Source organism: Leifsonia poae (genome assembly GCF_027921845.1).
Taxonomy (GTDB): Bacteria; Actinomycetota; Actinomycetes; order Actinomycetales; family Microbacteriaceae; genus Leifsonia; species Leifsonia poae.
In genome coordinates, this window is sequence record NZ_BSEN01000010.1 from 12972 (window position 1) to 33915 (window position 20944).

Consider the following 20944-nt stretch of genomic DNA (forward strand, 5'->3'; position numbering starts at 1 on the left):
TGCTTTTCCCCTGCTGTTCCCCCTGTCGTTGAGGGGCGGCGAACGCACCTTCCACCGGAGTGATCCGGTGCGTTCGCCGCCCCTCGACGACGCTTCTTCGATCCTGAGGAGTGAGCCCCGATGACACTCGTGGCCGGAGTCGACTCGTCGACCCAGAGTTGCAAGGTGGTCGTGCGCGACCTCGAGACCGGCGCGCTGGTGCGCTCGGGGCGCGCCGCGCATCCGGACGGCACGGAGGTCGCTCCGTCGGCGTGGTGGGACGCCCTGCAGTCCGCGATCGCGGCGGCCGGCGGCCTCGACGACGTCGCAGCGATCTCGATCGCCGGGCAGCAGCACGGCATGGTCGTGCTGGATGCGGAGGGTCGCGTCATCCGCGACGCCCTGCTCTGGAACGACACGCGCAGCGCCCAGGCCGCGCTCGACCTCATCGACGCGGTGGGAGCATCCGACTACGCCCGACGTGTCGGTGTGGTGCCGGTGGCCTCGTTCACCGCGACCAAGCTCCGCTGGCTCCGGGATGCGGAACCGGCGAACGCGGCGAAGGTGGCGGCCGTCGCACTCCCCCACGACTGGCTCACCTGGCGACTGCTCGGCTACGGTCCGGCGGACGAGAGCCCGCTCGGTCCCGACCTCGAAGCGCTGACGACCGACCGCTCCGACGCGAGCGGCACGGCCTACTGGAGCGCCGTGTCGGGCGCGTACGACGCCGAGCTGTTCGAGCTGGCGCTCGGGCGCGCCCGGCGAGAGGCCCGGGCCGCCGCCGACGACAACGGCACCGACGGCACCGACGACGCGCCCGTCGTGCTGCCGCGCGTGCTCGGCCCGTCGGAGGCCGCCGGCCGGACACCCGACGGCGTGCTCGTCGGCCCCGGCGCCGGCGACAACGCGGGTGCGGCTCTCGGGCTCGGTGCGGCCGACGGCGACGTCGTGGTGTCGATCGGCACCAGCGGAACGGTCTTCGCCGTCACCGATGCACCCGTCGCCGACAGCTCGGGAACGGTCGCCGGCTTCGCCGACGCCAGCGGTCTCAGCCTCCCCCTCATCGCGACGCTCAACGCTGCGCGCGTGCTCAGCTCGATCGCCGACCTGCTCTCGCTCGACCACGACGGCCTCGCCGCCCTGGCTCTCGAGGCCGAGCCCGGCGCCGACGGCGTGGTGCTCGTGCCGTACTTCGAGGGCGAGCGCACGCCCAACCTGCCCGAAGCGACGGCCAGTATCCACGGGCTGACGATCGCCTCGACCCGGCCTGCGAACCTCGCGCGCGCCGCCATCGAGGGGATGCTCTGCGGACTCGCCGACGGCCTCGACGCCGTGCGGTCGGTCGGGGTGAAGGAGCAGCGCATCCTGCTGATCGGCGGCGCCGCGCTCAACCCGGCCGTGCAGATCGTTGCCGCCCAGGTGTTCGACGCACCGATCGTGATCCCAGCGCCCGGCGAGTACGTCGCCGACGGCGGCGCGGTTCAGGCGGCGTGGGCGCTCACGGGCGAGCGGCCGACGTGGGCGGTCGAGCTCACCACGGAGCTCGCGGTGGATGTGCGTCCCGTGATCCGCGAGCAGTACGCGGCCGCGCGCGCCTGACGGTCAGTCCGAGAATCCGGTAGCGAGGGCGGCGCCGGCCACCCGCGCCCAGCGCGGCGCGTCGGCGATCGCCGCCGCCGAACCTCCGGCCAGTTCGCTCAGTGAGGCCGTCACGACGAAGGCGTCGGCCGGTGCGTCGATCGCACCCGCGACCAGCAGCGCAGGTACCCCTGAGGCTGCAGCCAACCCGGACACGTACTCCGGCACCTTGCCCGCGGCCGACTGCGAATCGAACCGCCCCTCGCCGGTGACCACCACATCCGCGTTCGCCACGAGGGCCGGGAGCCCCAACGCCTCCCCCACTGCGGCCGCGCCTGGCGCCAGCGTGGCGCCCCACGCGAGGAGGCCGTAGCCGGTTCCTCCCGCCGCCCCGGCACCCACCGCATCCGGTCGTCGGCCGACCGCACGTGCGAGACGCGCGAGGCCGGACTCCAGGCCGATCACCTGTGCGGGGTCCGCGCCCTTCTGCGGCCCGAAGACGGCGGCGGCCCCGGCCGGCCCGAGCAGCGGGTTGGTCACATCGCTCAGGATCCGCACGCCTCCCGGCGGCAGGGGCGGGAGGCCGCTGAGGTCGGCGCGGGCGAGCGCGCCGAGCCCGCGGTTGCCGAGCCGGATGGGTCGTCCCGAGGCATCCACGAAATGCGCGCCCAGTGCGGCCAGGGCGCCGACACCCCCGTCGGTGGATGCGCTGCCGCCGATGGCGAGCAGCAAGCGCTGCGCCCCGGCGGCGAGCGCCGCCGCGATAGCCTGCCCGAATCCGAACGTGTGGGCCTCCAGCGGTGCGAGCACCGGCATCAGCGCCAGGCCGCTGGTCTCGGCGAGCTCGACGACGCCGGTGCCGTCGGGCAGTTGCAGCCACGACGCCTCGACCTCCGCGCCGTCCGGACCGAGCACGCTCAGCCGGTGGCGCACGGAACCCGGCACGGCCAGCTCGAACGCGTCGAGCGTGCCCTCACCGCCGTCTGCCATCGGCGCGAGGACCAGCCGGTCGTCGGGCCGAACCGACGCCCAGCCGTCGGCGACCGTCGAGGCGATCGCGGCGGCCGACGCCGACCCCTTGAACGAGTCGGGTGCGATGACGACGGTGTGCGGCATGCGACTACAGTGGCACGTTCTCGGCGAACGCCCTCACCGTGCGGTCGACGACGGCCGCACGGTCGGCGTCCCAGAGCTGCTGGTTGAAGATCTCGACCTCGACGTCGCCGGTGTAACCCGCGTCGGCGACCGCGCGCGTGAGCGAGCCGAAGTCGATGTGCCCGTCGCCCATCATGCCGCGCGCGAGCAGGACGTCGGCGGCGAGCGGGGTGACCCAGTCGCACACCTGGTAGCTCGCGATGCGGCCGCCGGCCCCCGCCCGGGCGATCTGCTCCAGCACCTGGGGATCCCACCACACGTGGAAGGTGTCGACCACCACGCCGACCGACTCCACCGGGAACTGCTCCGCCAGATCGAGCGCTTGGCCGAGGGTCGAGAGCACGGCCCGGTCGGCGGCGTACATGGGATGCAGCGCCTCCAGTGCGAGAGTCACCCCGGCGGCGCGCGCGGCCGGCTCCAGCTCGCCGATCGCGTCGCGCACGCGCTCGCGGGCCCCGACGATGTCGGTCGACCCTTCGGGAAGACCGCCGGCGACGAGCACCAGCACAGCGACCGATCCCGGCGCACCGGCGGCAGCGAGCGTCGCCGTCTCCTCGATCGCGCGGCGGTTGTCGTCGATCGAGGCGCGGCGCTCCGGTCCCTCCACAGCGGTGAAGAAGCCCGACCGGCAATGGCTCGAGACGCGCAGCCCGGAGTCCGCGACCCGCGCGGCCGCCTCGGCGAGTCCGACCTCGGCCACCGGCTCCCGCCAGAGCCCGATGCTCTGCACGCCGGCGTCGCGGGTCAGCCGCAGCGCCTCGTCGAGGCCGGCGTACTTGATCGTCGCCTGATTGATCGAGAGACGAGGATGCGCGGTCATGCCTCGACACCGTTCAGCCGCAGCAGCGCATGCCAGCGACCGGCAGCGAGCTCGGGACGCTCCAGCGCACCGGACGCATTCGCGAGGCGCACGATCTCGGAGAGATGCGGCAGGCTCCGCGCGGCATGCAGACCGCCGATCATCGTGAACGACGCCTGATGCCCGTTGAGCCAGGAGAGGAAGGCGACTCCCGTCTTGTAATAGAACGTGGGCGCCGCGAAGATCTGGCGGGAGAGCTCCTCGGTCGGACCGAGCACCTCGCGGTAGCGTCCGGTGTCGCCGGCATCGAGAGCCTGGATCGCCGCGGACGCAGTGGGCGCGAGCGCCGCGAACGCGCCGAGCAGCGCATCCGAGTGCCCGCGCTCGTCGCCCGCGATCAGCCCGACATAGTTGAAGTCGTCGCCGGTGAACATCCGCGCGGTCTCCGGGAGGCGCGAACGCAGTGCGATCTCGGCCCCGGCATCCAGCAGGCTCATCTTGATGCCGCTCACCCGATCGGCGTTCTCGCCGATGATGCGCAGCACGGTCTCGCCGGCGGTCGCGGAGTCGGTCGAGCCGAAGTACCCGGCGAGTACCGGATCGAACGCGGCGCCGAGCCAGTGCAGCACGACCGGCGTCGAGGCCCGCTCGAGCACCGAGCGGTAGACGCGTTCGTAGTCCGAGGCCGACGACGCCGCCCGGGCGAGATGCCGGCTGGCCATGAGCACGACGCCGGCACCGGCGTCCTCCGTGAACTGCAGTTGCTCGACGTAGGCGTCGATCACGGCGTCGAGGGAGATGACCTCGTCGTCGACGTGATCGGTGTTGACGCCGACCACCAGCGCACCGCCGGCGGCCTTCGCCTCCGCCGCGCTCCGCGTGATCAGTTCGCGCGTAGCGCGGGCATCCAGGCCCATGTTGCGCTGCGCCGTGTCCATCGCGTCGGCGACGCCGAGTCCCCACGACCAGACGTGGCGGCGGAACGCGAGCGTCGCATCCCAGTCGATGTCGGCCGGCGCGCCCGGCACGTTCTCGGCCCAGGGCTTCGGCACCACGTGCGCGGCCGCATAGGCGGTGCGGGAGGCGAGAGGCGTGGTGGGACGACTGAAGGAGGGCGCTGCGCCGAGTGCGGCCGACCCCGTGGTTCCGTCGGCGTGCAGGAGGACGAGCCGGTCGTCAGCCGTCACAGGGTCACCTCGGGCAGCTCGATGCGGCGACCCTCGCGCGACGAGCGGAGGCCCTCCTCCGCCAGCAGCACGCCGCGCGCTCCGGCCAGGAAGTCGAAGGCGTTGGGTCCGTCTTCGGCCACGTGGCGGATGAACTCCTCCCACTGGGTCTTGAACCCGTTCTCGAACACGTCGTTCGCCGGCGACTCGATCCAGTCGGCGTCGTAGTCGTGCTTGTCGGCGATGTCGGGGTTCCACACGGGCTTGGGCGTCGCGTTCCGCGGCTGGATCTTGCAGCCGAAGAGCCCGACGACCGCGCTGCCGAGCGTGCCGTCGACCTGGAACTCGACCAGCTCGTCCCTGTTCACGCGCGTTGTCCAGCTGGAGTTGAGCTGGGCCGTGATTCCGCCGGCGAGCTCGAAGATCGCGTAGGCGGCGTCGTCGGCCGTCGCCGCGTACGTGTCACCGTTCTCGTCGACGCGCTGCGGGATCTCGGTGACGGCGCGGGCGTAGACGGACTCGACACGGCCGAAGAGGTTCTCGAGCACGTAGCTCCAGTGCGGGAACATGTCGACCACGATCCCGCCGCCGTCTTCCGCGCGGTAGTTCCAGCTCGGGCGCTGCGCGGCCTGCCAGTCGCCCTCGAACACCCAGTACCCGAACTCCCCGCGAACCGAGAGGATGCGGCCGAAGAATCCGGAGTCGATGAGCCGCTTGAGCTTGCGCAGCCCGGGCAGGTAGAGCTTGTCGTGCACCACGCCGTTCTTGACGCCGGCGGACTGCGCGAGCCTCGCCAGCTCGAGGGCGTCCTCGTAGCTCTCAGCGGTCGGCTTCTCGGTGTAGATCGCCTTGCCTGCGGCGATGGCCTTCGTGATGGCCGGAACGCGCGCCTTGGTCACGAGGAAGTCGGAGTAGATCTGCCAGCGGTCGTCGGCCAGTGCGGCATCCAGGTCGGTCGTATAGTTCTCGATCCCGTGCCGCGCGGCGAGTTCGGCCAGCTTGGCCTCACTGCGCCCGACCAGGAGCGGCTCGACCTGCACCCGGCTGCCGTCGGACAACGTCACCCCGCCCTGGTCGCGGATCGCCAGGATCGACCGCAGCAGGTGCTGCCGATATCCCATGCGCCCGGAGACGCCGTTCATGATGATGCCGATGGTGGTGGTCTCTGCCACGGGAACTCCCTCGTTCTGGGTGCCGGCGATGCTGCCGCAGGTTCGCGTGTTCCCCGAGTCGGGAAAGCGCTTACCCGATGGTAGCCATCGCCGGCGGAGATCGTCAACCTCGGGCGCGGGCGGGCGTCTCCACCGCGTCGGCCGCGTGGAAGTCGATCCCCTTCGCCTGCCGTCCGAGCGCGGTGAGCACGATCACCGCGATGGCCGCGATCCCCACGGTCGACGCCATCGCCCATCCGTACCCGAGCTGCGGCGCCAGGGCCTGCTGGATCGGCAGGTTGAACGCGGCGATCACATTGCCGAGCTGATACGTCACCCCGGGATAGAACCCGCGGATCGCGTTCGGCGACATCTCATTGAGGTGCGCCGGGATCGCTCCCCAGGCTCCCTGGGTGGTGAACTGGATGAGCGCGGAGCCCAGGCAGAGCAGACCTGCCGTCGTCGAGAAGGCGAAGATCGGGATGATCGGCAGGGTCAGCGCAGCGCCCAGGATGATCGTCGCCTTGCGCCCCCAGCGGTCGGACAACGACCCGAGGGTGATGCAGCCGACGATCGCCCCGATGTTGTAGATCACGACGATCCAGCCGGCGGTCGCCGCATCCAGCCCGGCTCCCCCGTGATCCGTCGCCTTCAGGAACGTCGGGTAGATGTCCTGCGTACCGTGGCTCATCCAGTTGAACGCTGCCATCAGCAGCACCAGGTACACGAACCGGCGGAGCACCCGGCCGTCGAAGAACACCCGGCGGATCGAGGTGTTCGCCTTGCGCATCTTGTCCTGCGTGTTCTCCCACACCTCGGACTCCTTCACCCGCGAGCGGATGATGAGCGTGATGAGCGCAGGCAGGATGCTCAGGGCGAACAGCCAGCGCCAGCTCAGGCCGAACACGGAGTGCACGAGCAGGAAGGCGAGCGCGGCCAGCAGATAGCCGGCCGAGTACCCCGCCTGGAGGATGCCGGAGTAGAACCCGCGACGCTGTCGCGGCACCTTCTCCATGGTCAGCGCGGCGCCGAGACCCCATTCGCCGCCCATCCCGATGCCGTAGAGCAGGCGCAGGATGAAGAGAACGGTGAAGTTGGGCGCGAACGCGCAGAGAAAGCCGACGACCGAGTAGAAGCAGACGTCCACCATCAACGGGATGCGGCGCCCGATCCGGTCGGCCCAGAGCCCGAACAGGTACGCGCCGACGGGTCTCATGACGAGGGTGATCGTCGTGAGGAACGCCATCTGCTCGAGCGGCACCCCGAACTCGGCGCCGATGTCGGCGTAGACGAGCACGATGATGAAGTAGTCGAATGCGTCCATCATCCAGCCGAGCAGCGACGCCACGAACGCGTTGCGCTGGTCGGCGTTGAGACGGGTGGGTGCGGTGTCGGTTGCAGCCACGAGAGAGCCCTTTCGATCGACGGTGATCAGGATGCGCTAGCGAGAAAGCGCTTACCAAACGGTTACCGTAGACCGATCGAACGGGGTGTCAACCCATCGATCCAGCACGGAGGGCGAGGGAGCGGACGTGGCGCAGTGGGTCACTGAGCCCGAGCGGGGCCGGCCGATACGGCGACCGTGACGGACGCCGCGGCTACGGACGGAGCGGTGTCGATGCGCGCAGCGTCACCACGCCGGCGACGGGCTCGGTGAGCGACTCGCCCGCATCGTCGGCGAGGGCGAGCTCGAGTGCGCGTGCGCCGATCTCGGCGAGCGGCAGGGTGACCGTCGTCAGGGATGGCGTCACATCCTGCACCAGGGGGATGTCGTCGAACCCGGCGATCGCGATGTCGTCGCCCGGGCGCACTCCGGCCTCACGCATGGCGGCCATCGCGCCGACCGCCATCACGTCGGTGACCGCGAACACGCATCCCGGCCGGGCGCCCTCGGCGAGCACCGCGGCCATCGCCCCGTAACCGCCGTCGCGGGAGAACGCGCCGTGCCGCACCCGCGCATCCGGTGCGACGCTCAGGAAGCCCGCGGTCCGCTCACGCGCGGTCACGAGGTTCTCCGGCCCGGCGAGCACGACGAAGTCGGAGTAGCCCCGCGAGACGAGCGCACGGGCGAGGTCGGCGGCCCCCTCCGCGTTGAGCACGGCGACGGACCTCACGCCGTCGACCGCCGAGCCGATCACGGCGACCCGGTCGAGCGCCCCGAGGTCCGCTGCCGCCGCGTCCACGACTCGGCTTCCGGCGAGGATCACGGCACGGGGCCGCTGTCCCCGGAGCGCGGCGAGGGCCGACTTCTCGCGCGACGGCTCCACCCCGGTCGCCGTGAGCGTGACGACGAGACCGCGGTCATCGGCCACCCGGATGACCCCCGACGCGATCGAGGAGAAGTACGGGTCCGCGATGTCGCCGACTACCACGGCCACCGTGTTGCTGGTGCCGCGGGCCATCGCCTGCGCCTGCGCGTTGGCGCTGTAGCCGAGGGCGCTAGCCGACTCCAGGACGCGCGCCTGGAGCTCCGGGTTGACCTTGCGAATGCTCCCGTTGAGAGCGCGGGATGCCGTGGCCAGCGACACTCCGGCATGGTCGGCCACCTGCGCGAGGGTGGGGGCGTTGTCGGTCACACCGTCACCCTATCCGGCCCGCTCATCGGCGATCAGCCGTGAAGGCGCGGGGTCGAGGCCCGGACGACCGGGGAGGCCGGCACGGTGCGCACGTCGCCGTCGGGACTGAGCGCCCGCTTGATCGTCTCCTCGGCCACCGTGTCGAGCGCGACGTGCACCGTCGTCAGGGGCGGCACCACATCCCGCAACGTCGTGATGTCGTCGAACCCGGCGACGGCGATGTCCTCGGGGATGCGCAGCCCACGTGCGCGCAGGCCGGCGATCGCGCCGAGCGCCATGTCGTCGGTGATCGCGAACACCAGCTGCAACCTTTGGAGCTCGTCGTCGGAGAGGCCGAGGATGTGATCTCGCGCGCCCTCCCAGGTGAACTCCGGATACGCGACCTCGGTGGCCGTGTCGGCGGAGGACTGCGCCATGCCGGCCACGAACCCCTCGACGCGCTGCTGCATCGAGAGCAGCGGCGTCGCACTGCCGAGCACCAGGCTGCGCCGGTAGCCGAGCCCGGCGAGTTCGGCGGCGAGTTCACGCGCCCCCTCGTGGTTGTCGAACCTCACCGTCTCGAACGGGAGGTCGGTGCGGCTGATCAGCACCACCCGGCCCCCGGTCTCCTCATAGCGCTGGAGTTCGGCGATCAGCTCGCCGCCGCTCGGCGGGTCGACGTAGCCGGTACCGGCCAGGATGATCGCCTGCGGCTGTTGTCCGCGCAGCTCGCGCACGAGGTCGAGCTCGCGGTCGACGCGGCGGTCGGTGACGGCGATCGAGACGCGCAGGTCGTTGGCCTCGGCCTGCCGCATGATCGCGGCGGCCATCGCCGAGAAGTAGGGATCGGAGATTCCGCTGATGATCAGGGCGACCGTGCGGGAGGAGCCGCGGGCGATGACCTGCGCGGCGAGATTGGGTGTGTAGCCGAGCTCGCGAGCGGCCGCCAGGACCTTCGTCCGGTAGCTCTCCGCCACCTTGCGCGCACTGCCGTTCAGCACCCGGGAGGCGGTCGGCTGGGACACCCCGGCACGCAGTGCGACGTCGTCGAGCGTGACGGGCCTGCGCGGACCCTCGTCGCTCTGCGGTTCGCTCACCGCTCCAGCCTAGCGAACGGGCAGACCGCCGGGAATGCGGATGCCGAGCGTGTTTCACCTCGTCTTCGACACCGCGGTCACAGCATCAGCATCCACGCGAGGCCCGCGCCGCAGGCGCCTGCCGACACCGCCGACTGGATGTGCCAGCCACGTCGTGCGAGAAGCACCCGCACCGCGATCCACCCGACGACGACCACGAGCATGGCGCCAGGGGCCGCAGCCGACAGCGCGAGACTCCCTGAGGATCCGCCCATCCGGTGTGCGTGGGCGGCTGTGCCCGCCGAGCCCGGCAGCGTGCCGGTGGCCATGAACGCCATCGTCGCCATGACGAGCAGCATCGCCCACAGGTCGGCGAGATGCTCGCGCGCCCAGTGCTTCGTTCGCGCGAGCGGCGCGTAGCCGAACGAGAGCAGCACCAGGGCGCCCGCTGCCGCGACCATCGCGCCGGCGGTGTGCCCTCCCAGCACCGCGGCCGCCATCACGCCCGCCGGCACCGCCTCGTGCGCGAGCGCCCGGGCTGCACCGCCCAACGATGCGGGCGAGACGAAGGTGTTCGCGCGCCCGAACCCTTCTTCTCGCACCGATCGCGGTGCGCGCCCGAGCGCCGCGCTCACGCGCGCCAGACGGTCTTGATGTTCGTGAACTCGCGGATCCCCAGCGCCGACAGCTCACGGCCGTAACCGGAGTCCTTGACACCGCCGAACGGCAGCTGCGGGAACGACGCCGTGAGCCCGTTCACGAAAACGCCGCCGGCATCGATCCCGTTCTGGAAGAGTTCGGCCTCAGAGTCGTCCGTCGTCCATACGCTGGAGCTGAGCCCGAAATCGGAGTCGTTCGATCGCTCGACCGCCTCCTCGGCGCTCGCCACCGGGTACAAGCATGCGACCGGGCCGAAGCACTCCTCGCGGTAGATCCGCATCTCGGGCGTGACGCCGGTGAGCACGGTGGCCGGATAGAACCACCCGGGTCCGTCCGGGATCTCGCCGCCAACGAGCGCCGTCGCGCCCTTGGCCAGCGCATCCTCGACCAGCGCGTGCGCGTCGCGCCTGCCCTGCTCGGTGGCGAGAGGGCCGAATGAACTCGACTCGTCGAACGGATCGCCCGCCTTCTGCGCCGCCATACCCGCGACGAACGCCTCCTCGAACGCCCCGTAGACGTCTTCGTGCACGTAATACCGCTTGGCCGCAATGCAGCTCTGACCGGAGTTCTGCACCCGCGCGTTCACGCCGGCGGCGGCCGCAGCGGCCACGTCGGCCGACGGCATCACCACGAACACGTCGGTGCCGCCCAGCTCGAGCACCGACTTCTTGATGTTGCGGCCGGCCGCTTCGGCGACGGACGAACCCGCGCCGACCGACCCCGTGAGCGTCACGGCCCGGATGCGCGGGTCGTCCAGCAGGGGCGCCACCGCGCCGCCTTCGAGCAGCAGGGTCTGAAACGCCCCCGCAGGGAACCCGCCGCGCGCGAACAGCGACCCGAGGTACAGGGCGCTCTGCGGAACGCTGGACGCGTGCTTGAGGATGCCCGTGTTGCCGGCCATCAGTGCGGGCGCGGCGAAGCGGATCACCTGCCAGAACGGGTAGTTCCACGGCATCACCGCGAGCACGGTGCCGATCGGCTGGTAGCGCACGCTCACCGTCGAGGCCCCGACGTCACCCGGCTCGACCGGGTGCTCGTCGGCGAGGTACTGCTCGGCGTGGTCGGCGTACCACCGCATCCCACGGGCCGACTTGGCGACCTCGTACCTCGCGGTGCCGATCGTCTTCCCCATCTCGGTGGAGACGAGGGACGCGACCTCGTCGAGCTCGGCGTCCAGGAGGTCCGCGGCCGCGCGCATCCAGGCCGCGCGTTCGGCGAAGGTGGTCGCGGCGAGCTCCGCGTAGGTGGCGTGGGCGGCGGCGACGATGCTCTCGACCTCGTCCGCGGTGTGCGGCTGGAAGGTCTTGAGTGTCTCGCCCGTGGCGGGATTGACGGTGGCGATGGCCATGTGCTGACTCCTTTGTTCTGCGGTTGGCGTGTTCTGCGGTCGGGGTTTCTGCGGTCGAGTCTCTGCTGCGGAGGACTAGCCGGTCGCGCGGCGTCGTGCGAGCTCGATGCCGCCGCTGACGGGTGCGTCGTCGAGCAGCACCACCGCGAGTGCCGGATGCGCGCGCGTGATCCGCGCCGACAGTGCCGAGAAGAGCCGGGGCTGGTTCGCGATCACGCTGCCGGCGGCGACGACGGCATCCGCGACTGCTCCGCGGCGGACGAGCTGGTCGACCAGGGCCGCGAGCCGTTGGGCCGAGCGGTCGATGACGCGCCCCGCCCGGGCGGATCCCGCATCGGCCGCGGCGAAGACCGCGATGGCGCGCGGCCCCCAGTTCTCTGCGGTGGGGGTGTCGTTGACGGCGCGCGCGAGAGCAGGCGCCGACGACACTCCGAAGGCGAGCTGCAGCGCGTTGAGCAGTCCGTCGTCGGGGAGCCCCTCGTCGCGGGCGAGCAGGGCCGCGATGGTCGCATCGCGCACGATGGCCGGCGCGCCCCCTTCGTCGCCGATCACCCAGCCCCAGCCGCCGGAGAACAGCGCCTCGCCGGCGGCGTCGCGCCCGACGGCGATCGATCCGGTGCCGGCGATGACGCCGATGCCCCGCTCGATGCCCGCAGCGGGCACCAGCAGTTCGGCGTCGTTGACGACGGTGGCCGGGTAGCCCAGTAGCTCGAACTCGTGCTCGAGCTCACGACAGTGCTCGACGGTGTCGCAGCCCTGCGCGCCGACACCGACGGCGAGCACGCGCGCACCCTTCGGCACCACGCGGCGGATGCGGTCGGCAAGCCAGCGAGCGGCGCTCCCTGCCGGCGAAGCGCTCCAGTCTTCGGCCGGCAGGGAGACGTCGGCGATACGCGAGCCGTCGAGAGTGTCGACCCGCACGCCGAGCTTGGTGCCACCGGCATCCAAGCCCACGATCACATCGGTCACGCCGCTCCCCCTGCCGCGTCGACCGGAACCTTCGTATCCGCGTTGTGGAAGACGAACTCCTCGATCTCCACACCGCGCACGTCGGCGACCGCCCCGACGAGGATCTGCAGCACGAGGGCTTCGAGCACCGCGCGCTGCGACGCGGGGAGCTTGGGCAGCCGCACGGGGTGGAGCGTCGCCGACGGCTCGACATCCTCCCCCGTGATCAGGATGACGTGGTGGCCGGCGTCGGAAAGGGTCGTCGCGAGGTCGATCTCGCGGCTGTCGCCGAGCACGACGTGCACCCCGTCGCCTGCGGACTCCATCGACCCGTGCAGGTACTGCCGGGTGCTCATGGCCGTCGCTGGAATGCGTGCCACCTCGCGGAACAGCAGCGCCCCGGCTTCCGCCGATCCCACGGCCGGACCGGCCCCGACGAAGTCGCAGGAGGCGACGGTGCGGAACAGTCCGGCGAGCCCCACCACCTGGTCGGTGACCCCGTCCTCGACCGACGCGAAGGTCTCGTGCAGAGTCGTCCACCCCGGGTCGATCCGGCCGCCGTCCCACGCATCGGCGAGCATCCCCAGGGCGGCGACGGTGGCCGTGTAGCCGAGGGTGGAGGCGTAGCTGTCGGAGAGGTTGCCGAGCGAGATCGTCGACGCGAGCTGCGCGATCGGCGAGGGCTCGGAGTTGACGACCGCCAACCGCAGTTCCGCAGCGACCGACTCGAGCACGGCGAGCGTCTCCGCACTCCGGCCGCTCTGCGAGATGCCGACGATCGGATGCACGCTCTCCGGGAACGGGAGCGGGAGATCGCCGGCCCCCAGGCGCCACGAGTGGATGCCGCGTGAGCGAAGGCTCCAGACCGGCGCGCACGCGGCGGCGAGGCTCGCCCCGATGCCGACGAAGATCGGCCCGGGGCCGCTCAGCACCCCGGCCTCCTTTCGCTCCTCGATGCGGTCGGCGATGCGCGGGATGGCCCGGCCGAGCTCGTCGGCCTGAGTCGCGCGGGCTGCCGCGAAAGTGATGTACCCGATCATCGGTTTCCCCTCGATGGTGTGGTGGTGGCCGTCAGGCCCGTTGGTGCGGTCGGATCCCACTCGATGGGGAGCGGGTCGACCGGTCGAGCGGTGCTCGAGATCGCGACGGGGACGCCGGAGTCGATCGACTCCTCGATCGCCAGCATCACCTCGAGCGCGTGGTAGGCGAGCTCCCCCGAGGCTCGGGGAGCGCGGCCGTCCCTGATGGCCCGCGCCATCTCGAGCACTCCGACACCGCGCTCGCGGTGGACGCCCGGCGGCGGGATCTCGGTCCAATCGGCGACGCGGTCGTCGCCGGCGAGCATTCTGGTCGCGCCGTCGAAGCCGCTCACGGGCACCTCCAGGACGCCGGCGGAACCCGTGATCTCGAAGGTCTGACGCCGCAGACCCGAGTCGAAGCTGTAGACCGAGGTGCCGACGACTCCGGAGCGGAAGCGGGTGAGGACGCTCACGTGCGTGCTCACCTCCACAGGGAAGACGGTACCGGCGTCCGGACCTGAGCCGATGACGCGCTCGGTGCGCGGCGTCTGGCCGAGCGCTTCGACCGAGGCGACGGGGCCGAGCAGCTGCACCATCGTGCTGACGTAGTACGGGCCGATGTCGAACAGCGGGCCCGCCCCGCGGGCGAACAGGAACTGCGGGCGCGGATGCCACGAGTCCGGCCCCGGCCCCTGCATCAGGGTGAGCAGGGTCTGGGGCGTTCCGATCGCGCCCTCGGCCAGGAGCCGGTGCGCGTTCTGGATCCCCTCGCCCAGGATGGTGTCCGGAGCGTTGGCCACGACCACCCCGGCGGCGGCAGCAGCATCGAGCACGGCGCGAGCAGCGGCGAGGTCCAGGGTGAGGGGCTTCTCCCCCCAGACGTGCTTGCCGGCCGCGATCGCGGCGAGCGCCACGTCGGCGTGCGCAGCGGGGATCGTCAGGTTGACGACGATCTGCACCGCTTCGAGCGCGAGCAGCTCGTCGACCGTGCCGGCGAACGGTACGCCGTAGGCCTCGGCCTGCGCTCGCGCCCTCTGCACATCGAGGTCGGCGATGCCGACGACCTGCACATCCGGATAGGTGGTCAGCGACCGCAGGTACTCGTCGGAGATGTTCCCGGCCCCGATGATGCCGACGCCGGTCATGCCCGCACCAGCCCGCCGAAGTAGTGCGCATTCTGCTCCACCAGGGGGAAGACGTCGCCCTCGTGCACGACGACCTCGACCACCGGGAGCTCGAGGCTCGCGGCGAGAGGCAGCACGTCGGCGATGTCGAAGGGGTTTCCGGCGTCGTGCTTCACGTGGAGCAGCCGCACGCGGTCTCCGAGTCGCGGCACCAGCTCGTACACGTCGGCACCGCCGACGGCGGCCCAGTACGTGTCCAGCTCGAGCACGACGGCGGGCTCGAGCCGTTCGACGAGGAGTTCGTACACCGGCCTCCCCCCGACCGTCTGCGCGAACTCGAAGTCGTGGTTGTGGTAACCGATCCGGATGCCGCGCGCCGCCGCGTACGCGCTCGCCTCGTTGATCGCCTCGGCCAGCGCTTCGACGCCGGCACGATCGGCGATCGATGCCGGAGGGACGAAGGGCACGACGACCGTACGCACTCCGAGGCGTTCGGCGGCGTCGAGCACCCGGTCTCTGTCGAGCTCCGTGATCTTCGCGTGCGCGGTGGTCGCGGACAGCCCGGAGGCGGCGAGCGCCGCTGCCAGACCGTCCGTATCCGTGAGGATGTCGTACGGCTCCACATGCGTGAACCCGAAACCGGCGAGGCGGGCAAGCGTCTGCGGCAGCGCATCCGGGCCGATGTCGTCGCGCACGCTGTAGAGCTGTACGCCCAGGGGACTCGTCATCAGTGGTGTCCTTCGTGGCCGAGGGCGGCGTGCTCGCCGCTGTGCTGTTCGTGGTGGGAACCGCCCGGCGCGCAGTGGTCGCTGGTGGTCTCAGGGATGTCCAGGGTGGGGTTCGCGCCGAAGAAGCCGTGCGGCTTGAGCACGAAGCCGGCGGAGTCGACCGGCATGATCGGCCAGTCCTCGATGCGCGGGAAGTGGGTGAGGCCGAAAGTGTGCCAGAGCACGATGTCGGTACCGTCGACGGCACGGTCGGCCGCGGTCCAGGCGGGAAGCCCCGCGCCCCCCGGATGCATGTTGACGAAGTCGCCGGCCGGATAGAGTTCGTCCGGCTCGTACGCCGTCACCCAGAGATGCTTGGCGGCATACGTCGCACGCTGATGGATGTCCGACTGTTCGTCGGCCAAGAGGGCGGGTTTGCCCTCGGGGTAGAGCACGTAGCCGACATCCCGGCCCAGACGGTTCTGCACTCCGGGGTTGGACACCAACCACACACGTCCGCGAGCGTTGTCGGCCAGCCGCTGCGCCTCCTTCTCCGTGCGCAGGCGCGTCACGGTCTGCGTGATCCCCGTGCCCGTCGGGTTCGCCGGGCCGCGCGGAACGAGCACGGCCTCGAGCTCGTCGACCGCGTTCACCGGTCCGTCGACGGCCATATCGAGGCGGGCCGAGAACAGGTGCTGGTGATACGGGGCGCCGAGCCCGGGGGCCAACTCGGAGGCATAGGCGTATCCGGCGCCGGGATAGGCCGAGGTGAACACCACACCGGTCGCCTTCACCTCGAGCTCGATGTTGCCGTCGAGCGAGAAGTACCAGTAGAACCCGTAGTCGTAGTTGCCGACGGTCACGAAGAAGCTGACCACCAGCCGGCGGTTGCGGCGGGAGTCGCTCGACCCGTTCCAGTTGTCAAAGTGCTTCCAGAGGATGCCTGTGTCTTCTTCGTGGATGCAGATCGCCTGCGGGATCACGCGCACGTTGCCGGCATTGTCGGCCAGCGTCGCATCCAGGTAGGTGATGTCGCCGACGCAATCGCAACCCAGCTCGAGGGAGTTGGCGAAGCCGCCGAGCAGGTACTCGCCGCAGTCGAAGAAGTTCTGGAACCAGCGCTGCGGACTCGGGTCGCCGTACGGCACCATCATCTCGGCGATGGATGCCCGGTAGACGACGGGACGCTGCACCCCGTCGTCGGCGATCGAGATGTTGTGGAAGACGAGCCCCTCGCGCTGATCGAACGACACCTGCAGCTGCCATCCTGCCCAGGAGAGCACGCCGTCGTCGTCGATGCTGAAGCTCGGGCCCTGAGGCTGGGTGATCTCGATCGGCTTCAGGCCGGTGCGCTGAGGCTTCCCGACCCAGTCGGCCAGGTGGAAGTTGCCGTCCTCCTGCGGCACCGGCAGCTCGACGTAGTCGATCACGTCGAGCACCTCGCGCGTCACGACGTCGACCATCACGGTGACTCCGTCGACCGGATGCGCCCAGCCGAGGTCGTCCGGTGTCTTCTGCACGAACGTGAAGCAGCGCTGGATGCGGCGACCCGCCTCATCCGGGGCGAGCACCCCAGCCGACAGAGGATTGACACGGAGGGTGGAGAGGTCGGTGAGGCCGCGCTTGCGCATGGCCGCGAGCCAGCGCTCGTCCTGGTGCACGATCTCCTCGACCAGCCCGAACTCGGCGAGCACGACGGGCACCTGTCCCTCGGCGGGATCGAGCTCGAGTGCGCTGACGATCCGGTCTTCTGCCGGGCAGACGACGACATCGTGGGAGGCGCCCGAGGCGAAGTCGACCAGCATCGCGCGGAACCGCCGCGCCTCCGGCCGCGCCCCGTCGGCCAGCAGCGTGCGCTTGTCCTGCTCGAGCAGTCCGAAGTACGACACATGGGTCTGTTCGCCGAGCAGGCCATCGCGCACGAGGATCCGGCGCGCAGCCGCGATCTCGTCCGGGCGCGATGAGGCGAGCGCCGCGGCGACGGTGGAGGTGCCGATGGATGCGGCGGTGTCGGTCACTTAGAGCTCCGTTCGGTTGTGGCGGGCGAAATAGGTGCGCAGGCGGTAGCGGTCGCCGGCGTACTGCACCGTCGAGGCGAGCACGGGGCGTTCGCCACGGCCGCGGACGACCTGGTGCATGACGAGAGTGGGGGTACCGGCTTCGACGTCGAGCGCCGAAGCGACGTCGGCGCTGGCCTCGCGCGCCTCGATCGTGGTCTCCGCGTTGGCCAGCTCGTTGCCTCCGTCGGCCAGGGCCTGGTAGAGAGAGTCGGTCGTGAAGTCGAAGCGCTCCGGCTGCGGCAGCAGCAGGGCGGGGATGAGCGCCCAGTCGAGGGCGATCGGCACGCCGCCGAGCATCCGCACCCGGCCGAGCCGGAAGAGCGGCGTGCCCGGGGCGATCCCCAGCTTCTCGGCCTCATCGATCGTCGACGCGGAGACCTCTGCGGTGAGCACGCGGGAGGTGGCGAGCAGCCCCATCCGCTCGGCCGTCTCGCTGAACGATTCGAGGCTGTTCGGCCACTCGTTGCGCTCGTCGGCGTGCCCGGAGACGTACCAGCCGCGGCCGTGCGACGGCGCGATCGCGCCGTCGTCGACAAGCGCCTGCAGCGCTTTCCGCAGTGTGACCCGGCTGATGCCGAGGGTGAGACAGAGCTCCCGCTCCGGCGGGAGGCGGGAACCGGCACGCAGAGTTCCACCTGCGATCTGCTCGCGGAGGGAGTCGGCGGCCTGCACCCAGAGCGGGTCCGGGTAGTCCGTGCGGATCGTGGTGTCGTTGACGGTCATCGCTCGACGCTCACCGTCTCCCACACGCCGCTCTTCATCGAGGCGTAGCAGGCGTCGAGGATGCAGTTGACGACGAACCCGTCATCGAAGGTCTCGATGGGTTCCTCGCCCGCCGCGAAGCGGTCGACGAAGTGCCGCATCTCCTGGCTGAAGCCGTACGCACGCGCCTCCTCCGGCACCGGATAGACCCAGCCCGTGTCGGCGTCCGCCTTCTCGACCAGATAGCCGGCGGGGTTCTCGATGAAGCCCCACACCGGTGTCTGCGACGTGTCGGTGACGATGCGACCGGCGCTGCCGACGAGTTCGTGGCGCAACTGCATGCCGCCCTTCTCGATCCACGACGACTCGATCTGCGCGAGCTGCCCGCCGGCGAACTTGAGGAGCGCGATGGCGGTGTCCTCTCCGCTCGTCTTGTCACCGTGCACCATCGTCGCTCCCCACGCGAAAACCTCCGTCACCGGGTTGTGCTTGCCGAAGAAATGCCTGGCGGACTCGACGGTGTGGCAGCCCATGTCGAGCAGGGCGCCTCCACCGGCCGTCTCCGCGTCCCAGAAGTGCGGAGCGTGCGGGCCGGAGTGGGCCTCTCTGGCGCGCATGGTGAGCACGTCGCCGATCGCCCCGGCTGCGACCATCTGGTGCGCTTTGGCGATGTTGGGCGAGAAGACCGAGCTCTCGGCGTAGCCGTGCCACACCCCCGCCTCCGTCACGATGCGCAGGATCTCGGCCGCCTCTGCGCCTGTGCGGGCGAGCGGCTTGGTGCAGACGATCCCCTTGCCGGCGGCGGCGGCGATGCGCACAGCCTCGACGTGCGCCTCGTTCGGCAGCGCGATGACGACGAGGTCGACCTCGGGGTCGGCGCAGAGCTGCTCGATCGAGTCGTACTGACGTGCGATCGGGCCCCATTTCGCCGCGAAGGCCTCGGCCCGGGCGAGGTCGCGCGAGTAGTTGGCGACGATCTCGGCGTTCCGGACATCCTGCAGCGCATCCGCATAGGTGTCGCTGATGAATCCGGAACCGAGAAGACCGACTCGAATCACATTTCCTCCTGTTTGACCTCGTGTGTTCCACATAGTAGCCATGTGGTACGCAATTGGTCTACACCAACAGACTTAATCTTGCTGAAATAAATACCTCTTGCTACCTCTATGGACCTCTATGTATGCTCTCGGTCAACCACCACACCCGATTCGAGGAGAAGTGCAGTGCAACCACGCAAGTCAATGAGGATGCGAGTCGCCGCAACACTCGCCACCGTGGCCGCCGCCACGCTCATCATCACCGGATGCTCCGCCTCGGGCGCGAGCAGCTCCAGCAGCTCCCGTTACATCAACGTGTTCTCCGGCAACCCCGGCAACCTGACCGACAACTTCAACCCCTTCGTCAGCGACGTCGCCTACGGCGCGAACGGCGCCGTGCTGGGCGCGGTCTACGAGCCGCTCTTCTACTTCAACTCCGCCAAGAACGAGAAGCCGCACCCCTGGCTGGGCACCGAGTACACGGTGTCGCCCGACGGGCTCACCTACTCGGTGACTCTCAAAGACGGCGTGAAATGGCAGGACGGCAAGCCGTTCACCGCCGCCGACGTCGCCTACACGTACAACCTGCTCAAGGAGAAGCCGGCCCTCAACCTCTACGGCCTCAAGATCGCGGAGGCGAAGGCCGTGGACGACACGCATGTCACCATCACGCTCACGCAGCCGGACTACCCCAACGAGTACCGCCTGCTGGGCCTGACGTTCATCGTCCCCGAGCACATCTGGAAGTCGATCCCCGACCCGGAGAAGACCACGAACCAGAAGCCCATCGGCACCGGAGCCTTCTCGTTCGGCCAGTTCACTCCGCAATCGGTCACCCTCACCGCGAACAAGTCGTACTACGAGAAGGGTGAGCCGGCTATCCCCGGAATCCGCCTCGTGACCTCCACCGGCAACGCGGCTGCGCTCAACTCGCTCAACGCCGGACAGATCGACTGGGCGGGCATCGCCCTGCAGGATGTGCAGAAGTCGTTCGTCGACAAGGACCCGAAGCACAACAAGTACACATCCATCCCCGCCGACATCAAGGCTCTGCTGCCGAACCTCACGAAGGCGCCGTTCAACGACGTCGAGTTCCGCAAGGCGCTGAGCCTGTCGATCGACCGCGACTCGATCATCAAGCAGGCGTTCGGCGGCACGGACACGCCCGGCAACCCGACCAGCCTGCTGCAGCCCCGCGACGAGGCGTACATCCCCGCCGCCTACAAGGGCAAGACGCTCGATCAGAACGTCGACGAGGCCAAGAAGATCCTCACCGGAGCCGGCTACAGCTACAACGGATCGGGCGACCTGCTCGGCAAAGACGGCAAGCCCGTCGCGTTCAAGATCACCACGGTCACCGGCTACACCGACACCATCACGGCCAACCAGCTGCTGGTGCAGGACTTCGCCAAGATCGGCGTGAAAGCCACGCCGGAGGAGCTCTCGCTCGGTGCGTACTCGACCGAACGGCAGAACGGCACGTTCGACCTGCTCGACGACCGCATCCCCACGGGGCCCAACCCGTTCCAGCAGTTCAGCGACAGCCTGGACTCCGCCAAGACGGCGCCCGTCGGCAAACCGGCCAACGCGAACTTCGTGCGCTTCAACGACCCGGGGGTCGACAAGCTGATCGCCGAAGCCGGCAGCACCAACGACCCGGCGAAGCTCACCGCCGCCTACCAGGGTCTCGGCACGTACTTCGCCGAGAACCAGCCGTACATCATCCTCAGCCAGAACGGCGCGGTCACGACCTACCGCGACCAGTACTTCACCGGGATGCCCACCACCGACAACCTCTGGGCGACACCGTCCAACTGGCTGTCGGGCAACATCGGCTACGTCGCCAAGTCGCTGAAACCAGTCAAGTAACCAGCGTGCGG

18 protein-coding genes are annotated in these 20944 nt (G+C 70.1%); 2 read left to right on the forward strand and 16 right to left on the reverse strand.

All coding sequences use genetic code 11. The features are described 5' to 3' along the window. The first annotated feature begins 120 nt into the window (after positions 1 to 120). Positions 121 to 1578, forward strand: coding sequence for a xylulokinase (locus PKE84_RS10925; RefSeq protein ID WP_271177275.1), 1458 nt, complete (start codon positions 121 to 123; stop codon positions 1576 to 1578). A 3-nt stretch (positions 1579 to 1581) separates the two neighbouring features. Here the strand turns inward: PKE84_RS10925 and PKE84_RS10930 are convergent, their stop codons facing one another. From PKE84_RS10930 to PKE84_RS11005, 16 genes are all read right to left on the reverse strand, one after another. Continuing rightward, a complete protein-coding gene (locus PKE84_RS10930; RefSeq protein ID WP_271177276.1) occupies positions 1582 to 2673 on the reverse strand; it encodes a glycerate kinase in 1092 nt (363 codons plus the stop codon). A 4-nt stretch (positions 2674 to 2677) separates the two neighbouring features. Next, positions 2678 to 3532: a sugar phosphate isomerase/epimerase family protein gene (locus PKE84_RS10935; RefSeq protein WP_271177277.1), complete on the reverse strand. Its 855-nt coding sequence runs from the start codon at positions 3530 to 3532 to the stop codon at positions 2678 to 2680. Further along, positions 3529 to 4698 (reverse strand): dihydrodipicolinate synthase family protein, encoded by a 1170-nt coding sequence (locus PKE84_RS10940; RefSeq protein ID WP_373877136.1) that lies wholly within the window; start codon positions 4696 to 4698, stop codon positions 3529 to 3531. Before PKE84_RS10940 ends, PKE84_RS10935 begins: the two co-directional genes overlap by 4 nt. Then, on the reverse strand, positions 4695 to 5819 hold the full coding sequence (locus tag PKE84_RS10945; protein WP_271177381.1) for a Gfo/Idh/MocA family protein: 1125 nt from the start codon (positions 5817 to 5819) through the stop codon (positions 4695 to 4697). The genes PKE84_RS10940 and PKE84_RS10945 overlap by 4 nt, the downstream gene beginning before the upstream one ends. A gap of 133 nt (positions 5820 to 5952) precedes the next feature. Further along, positions 5953 to 7233: an MFS transporter gene (locus tag PKE84_RS10950; protein WP_271177278.1), complete on the reverse strand. Its 1281-nt coding sequence runs from the start codon at positions 7231 to 7233 to the stop codon at positions 5953 to 5955. Between the two features lie 193 nt (positions 7234 to 7426). After that, a complete protein-coding gene (locus PKE84_RS10955) occupies positions 7427 to 8404 on the reverse strand; it encodes a LacI family DNA-binding transcriptional regulator (RefSeq protein ID WP_271177279.1) in 978 nt (325 codons plus the stop codon). 32 nt (positions 8405 to 8436) lie between these two features. Beyond that, positions 8437 to 9480: a LacI family DNA-binding transcriptional regulator gene (locus PKE84_RS10960; RefSeq protein WP_271177280.1), complete on the reverse strand. Its 1044-nt coding sequence runs from the start codon at positions 9478 to 9480 to the stop codon at positions 8437 to 8439. Between the two features lie 77 nt (positions 9481 to 9557). Further along, positions 9558 to 10094: a hypothetical protein gene (locus PKE84_RS10965; protein ID WP_271177281.1), complete on the reverse strand. Its 537-nt coding sequence runs from the start codon at positions 10092 to 10094 to the stop codon at positions 9558 to 9560. Beyond that, the gene (gene aldh / locus PKE84_RS10970; protein WP_271177282.1) at positions 10091 to 11467 is read right to left on the reverse strand and encodes an aldehyde dehydrogenase AldH; all 1377 of its coding nucleotides are present in this window, start codon (positions 11465 to 11467) and stop codon (positions 10091 to 10093) included. Before aldh ends, PKE84_RS10965 begins: the two co-directional genes overlap by 4 nt. A 75-nt stretch (positions 11468 to 11542) precedes the next feature. Further along, positions 11543 to 12436 (reverse strand): BadF/BadG/BcrA/BcrD ATPase family protein, encoded by an 894-nt coding sequence (locus PKE84_RS10975; protein ID WP_271177283.1) that lies wholly within the window; start codon positions 12434 to 12436, stop codon positions 11543 to 11545. Beyond that, complete coding sequence (locus PKE84_RS10980; RefSeq protein ID WP_271177284.1) at positions 12433 to 13455, reverse strand: SIS domain-containing protein; 1023 nt, start codon at positions 13453 to 13455, stop codon at positions 12433 to 12435. The genes PKE84_RS10975 and PKE84_RS10980 overlap by 4 nt, the downstream gene beginning before the upstream one ends. After that, entirely contained in the window at positions 13452 to 14579 is a 1128-nt protein-coding gene (locus PKE84_RS10985; protein ID WP_271177285.1) for a Gfo/Idh/MocA family protein, read from the reverse strand. Before PKE84_RS10985 ends, PKE84_RS10980 begins: the two co-directional genes overlap by 4 nt. Next, positions 14576 to 15286 (reverse strand): sugar phosphate isomerase/epimerase family protein, encoded by a 711-nt coding sequence (locus tag PKE84_RS10990; RefSeq protein ID WP_271177286.1) that lies wholly within the window; start codon positions 15284 to 15286, stop codon positions 14576 to 14578. Before PKE84_RS10990 ends, PKE84_RS10985 begins: the two co-directional genes overlap by 4 nt. Next, complete coding sequence (locus tag PKE84_RS10995) at positions 15286 to 17283, reverse strand: primary-amine oxidase (RefSeq protein WP_271177287.1); 1998 nt, start codon at positions 17281 to 17283, stop codon at positions 15286 to 15288. Before PKE84_RS10995 ends, PKE84_RS10990 begins: the two co-directional genes overlap by 1 nt. Then, positions 17284 to 18048, reverse strand: coding sequence for a GntR family transcriptional regulator (locus tag PKE84_RS11000; RefSeq protein ID WP_271177288.1), 765 nt, complete (start codon positions 18046 to 18048; stop codon positions 17284 to 17286). Continuing rightward, positions 18045 to 19085 carry a Gfo/Idh/MocA family protein gene (locus tag PKE84_RS11005; protein ID WP_271177289.1) on the reverse strand — a complete coding sequence of 347 codons (1041 nt, stop codon included), beginning with the start codon at positions 19083 to 19085 and terminating at the stop codon, positions 18045 to 18047. Before PKE84_RS11005 ends, PKE84_RS11000 begins: the two co-directional genes overlap by 4 nt. Positions 19086 to 19274: 189 nt before the next feature. Here PKE84_RS11005 and PKE84_RS11010 point away from each other — a divergent pair, with 189 nt between their 5' ends. After that, positions 19275 to 20933 carry an ABC transporter substrate-binding protein gene (locus tag PKE84_RS11010; protein ID WP_271177290.1) on the forward strand — a complete coding sequence of 553 codons (1659 nt, stop codon included), beginning with the start codon at positions 19275 to 19277 and terminating at the stop codon, positions 20931 to 20933. Positions 20934 to 20944: the final 11 nt, after the last annotated feature.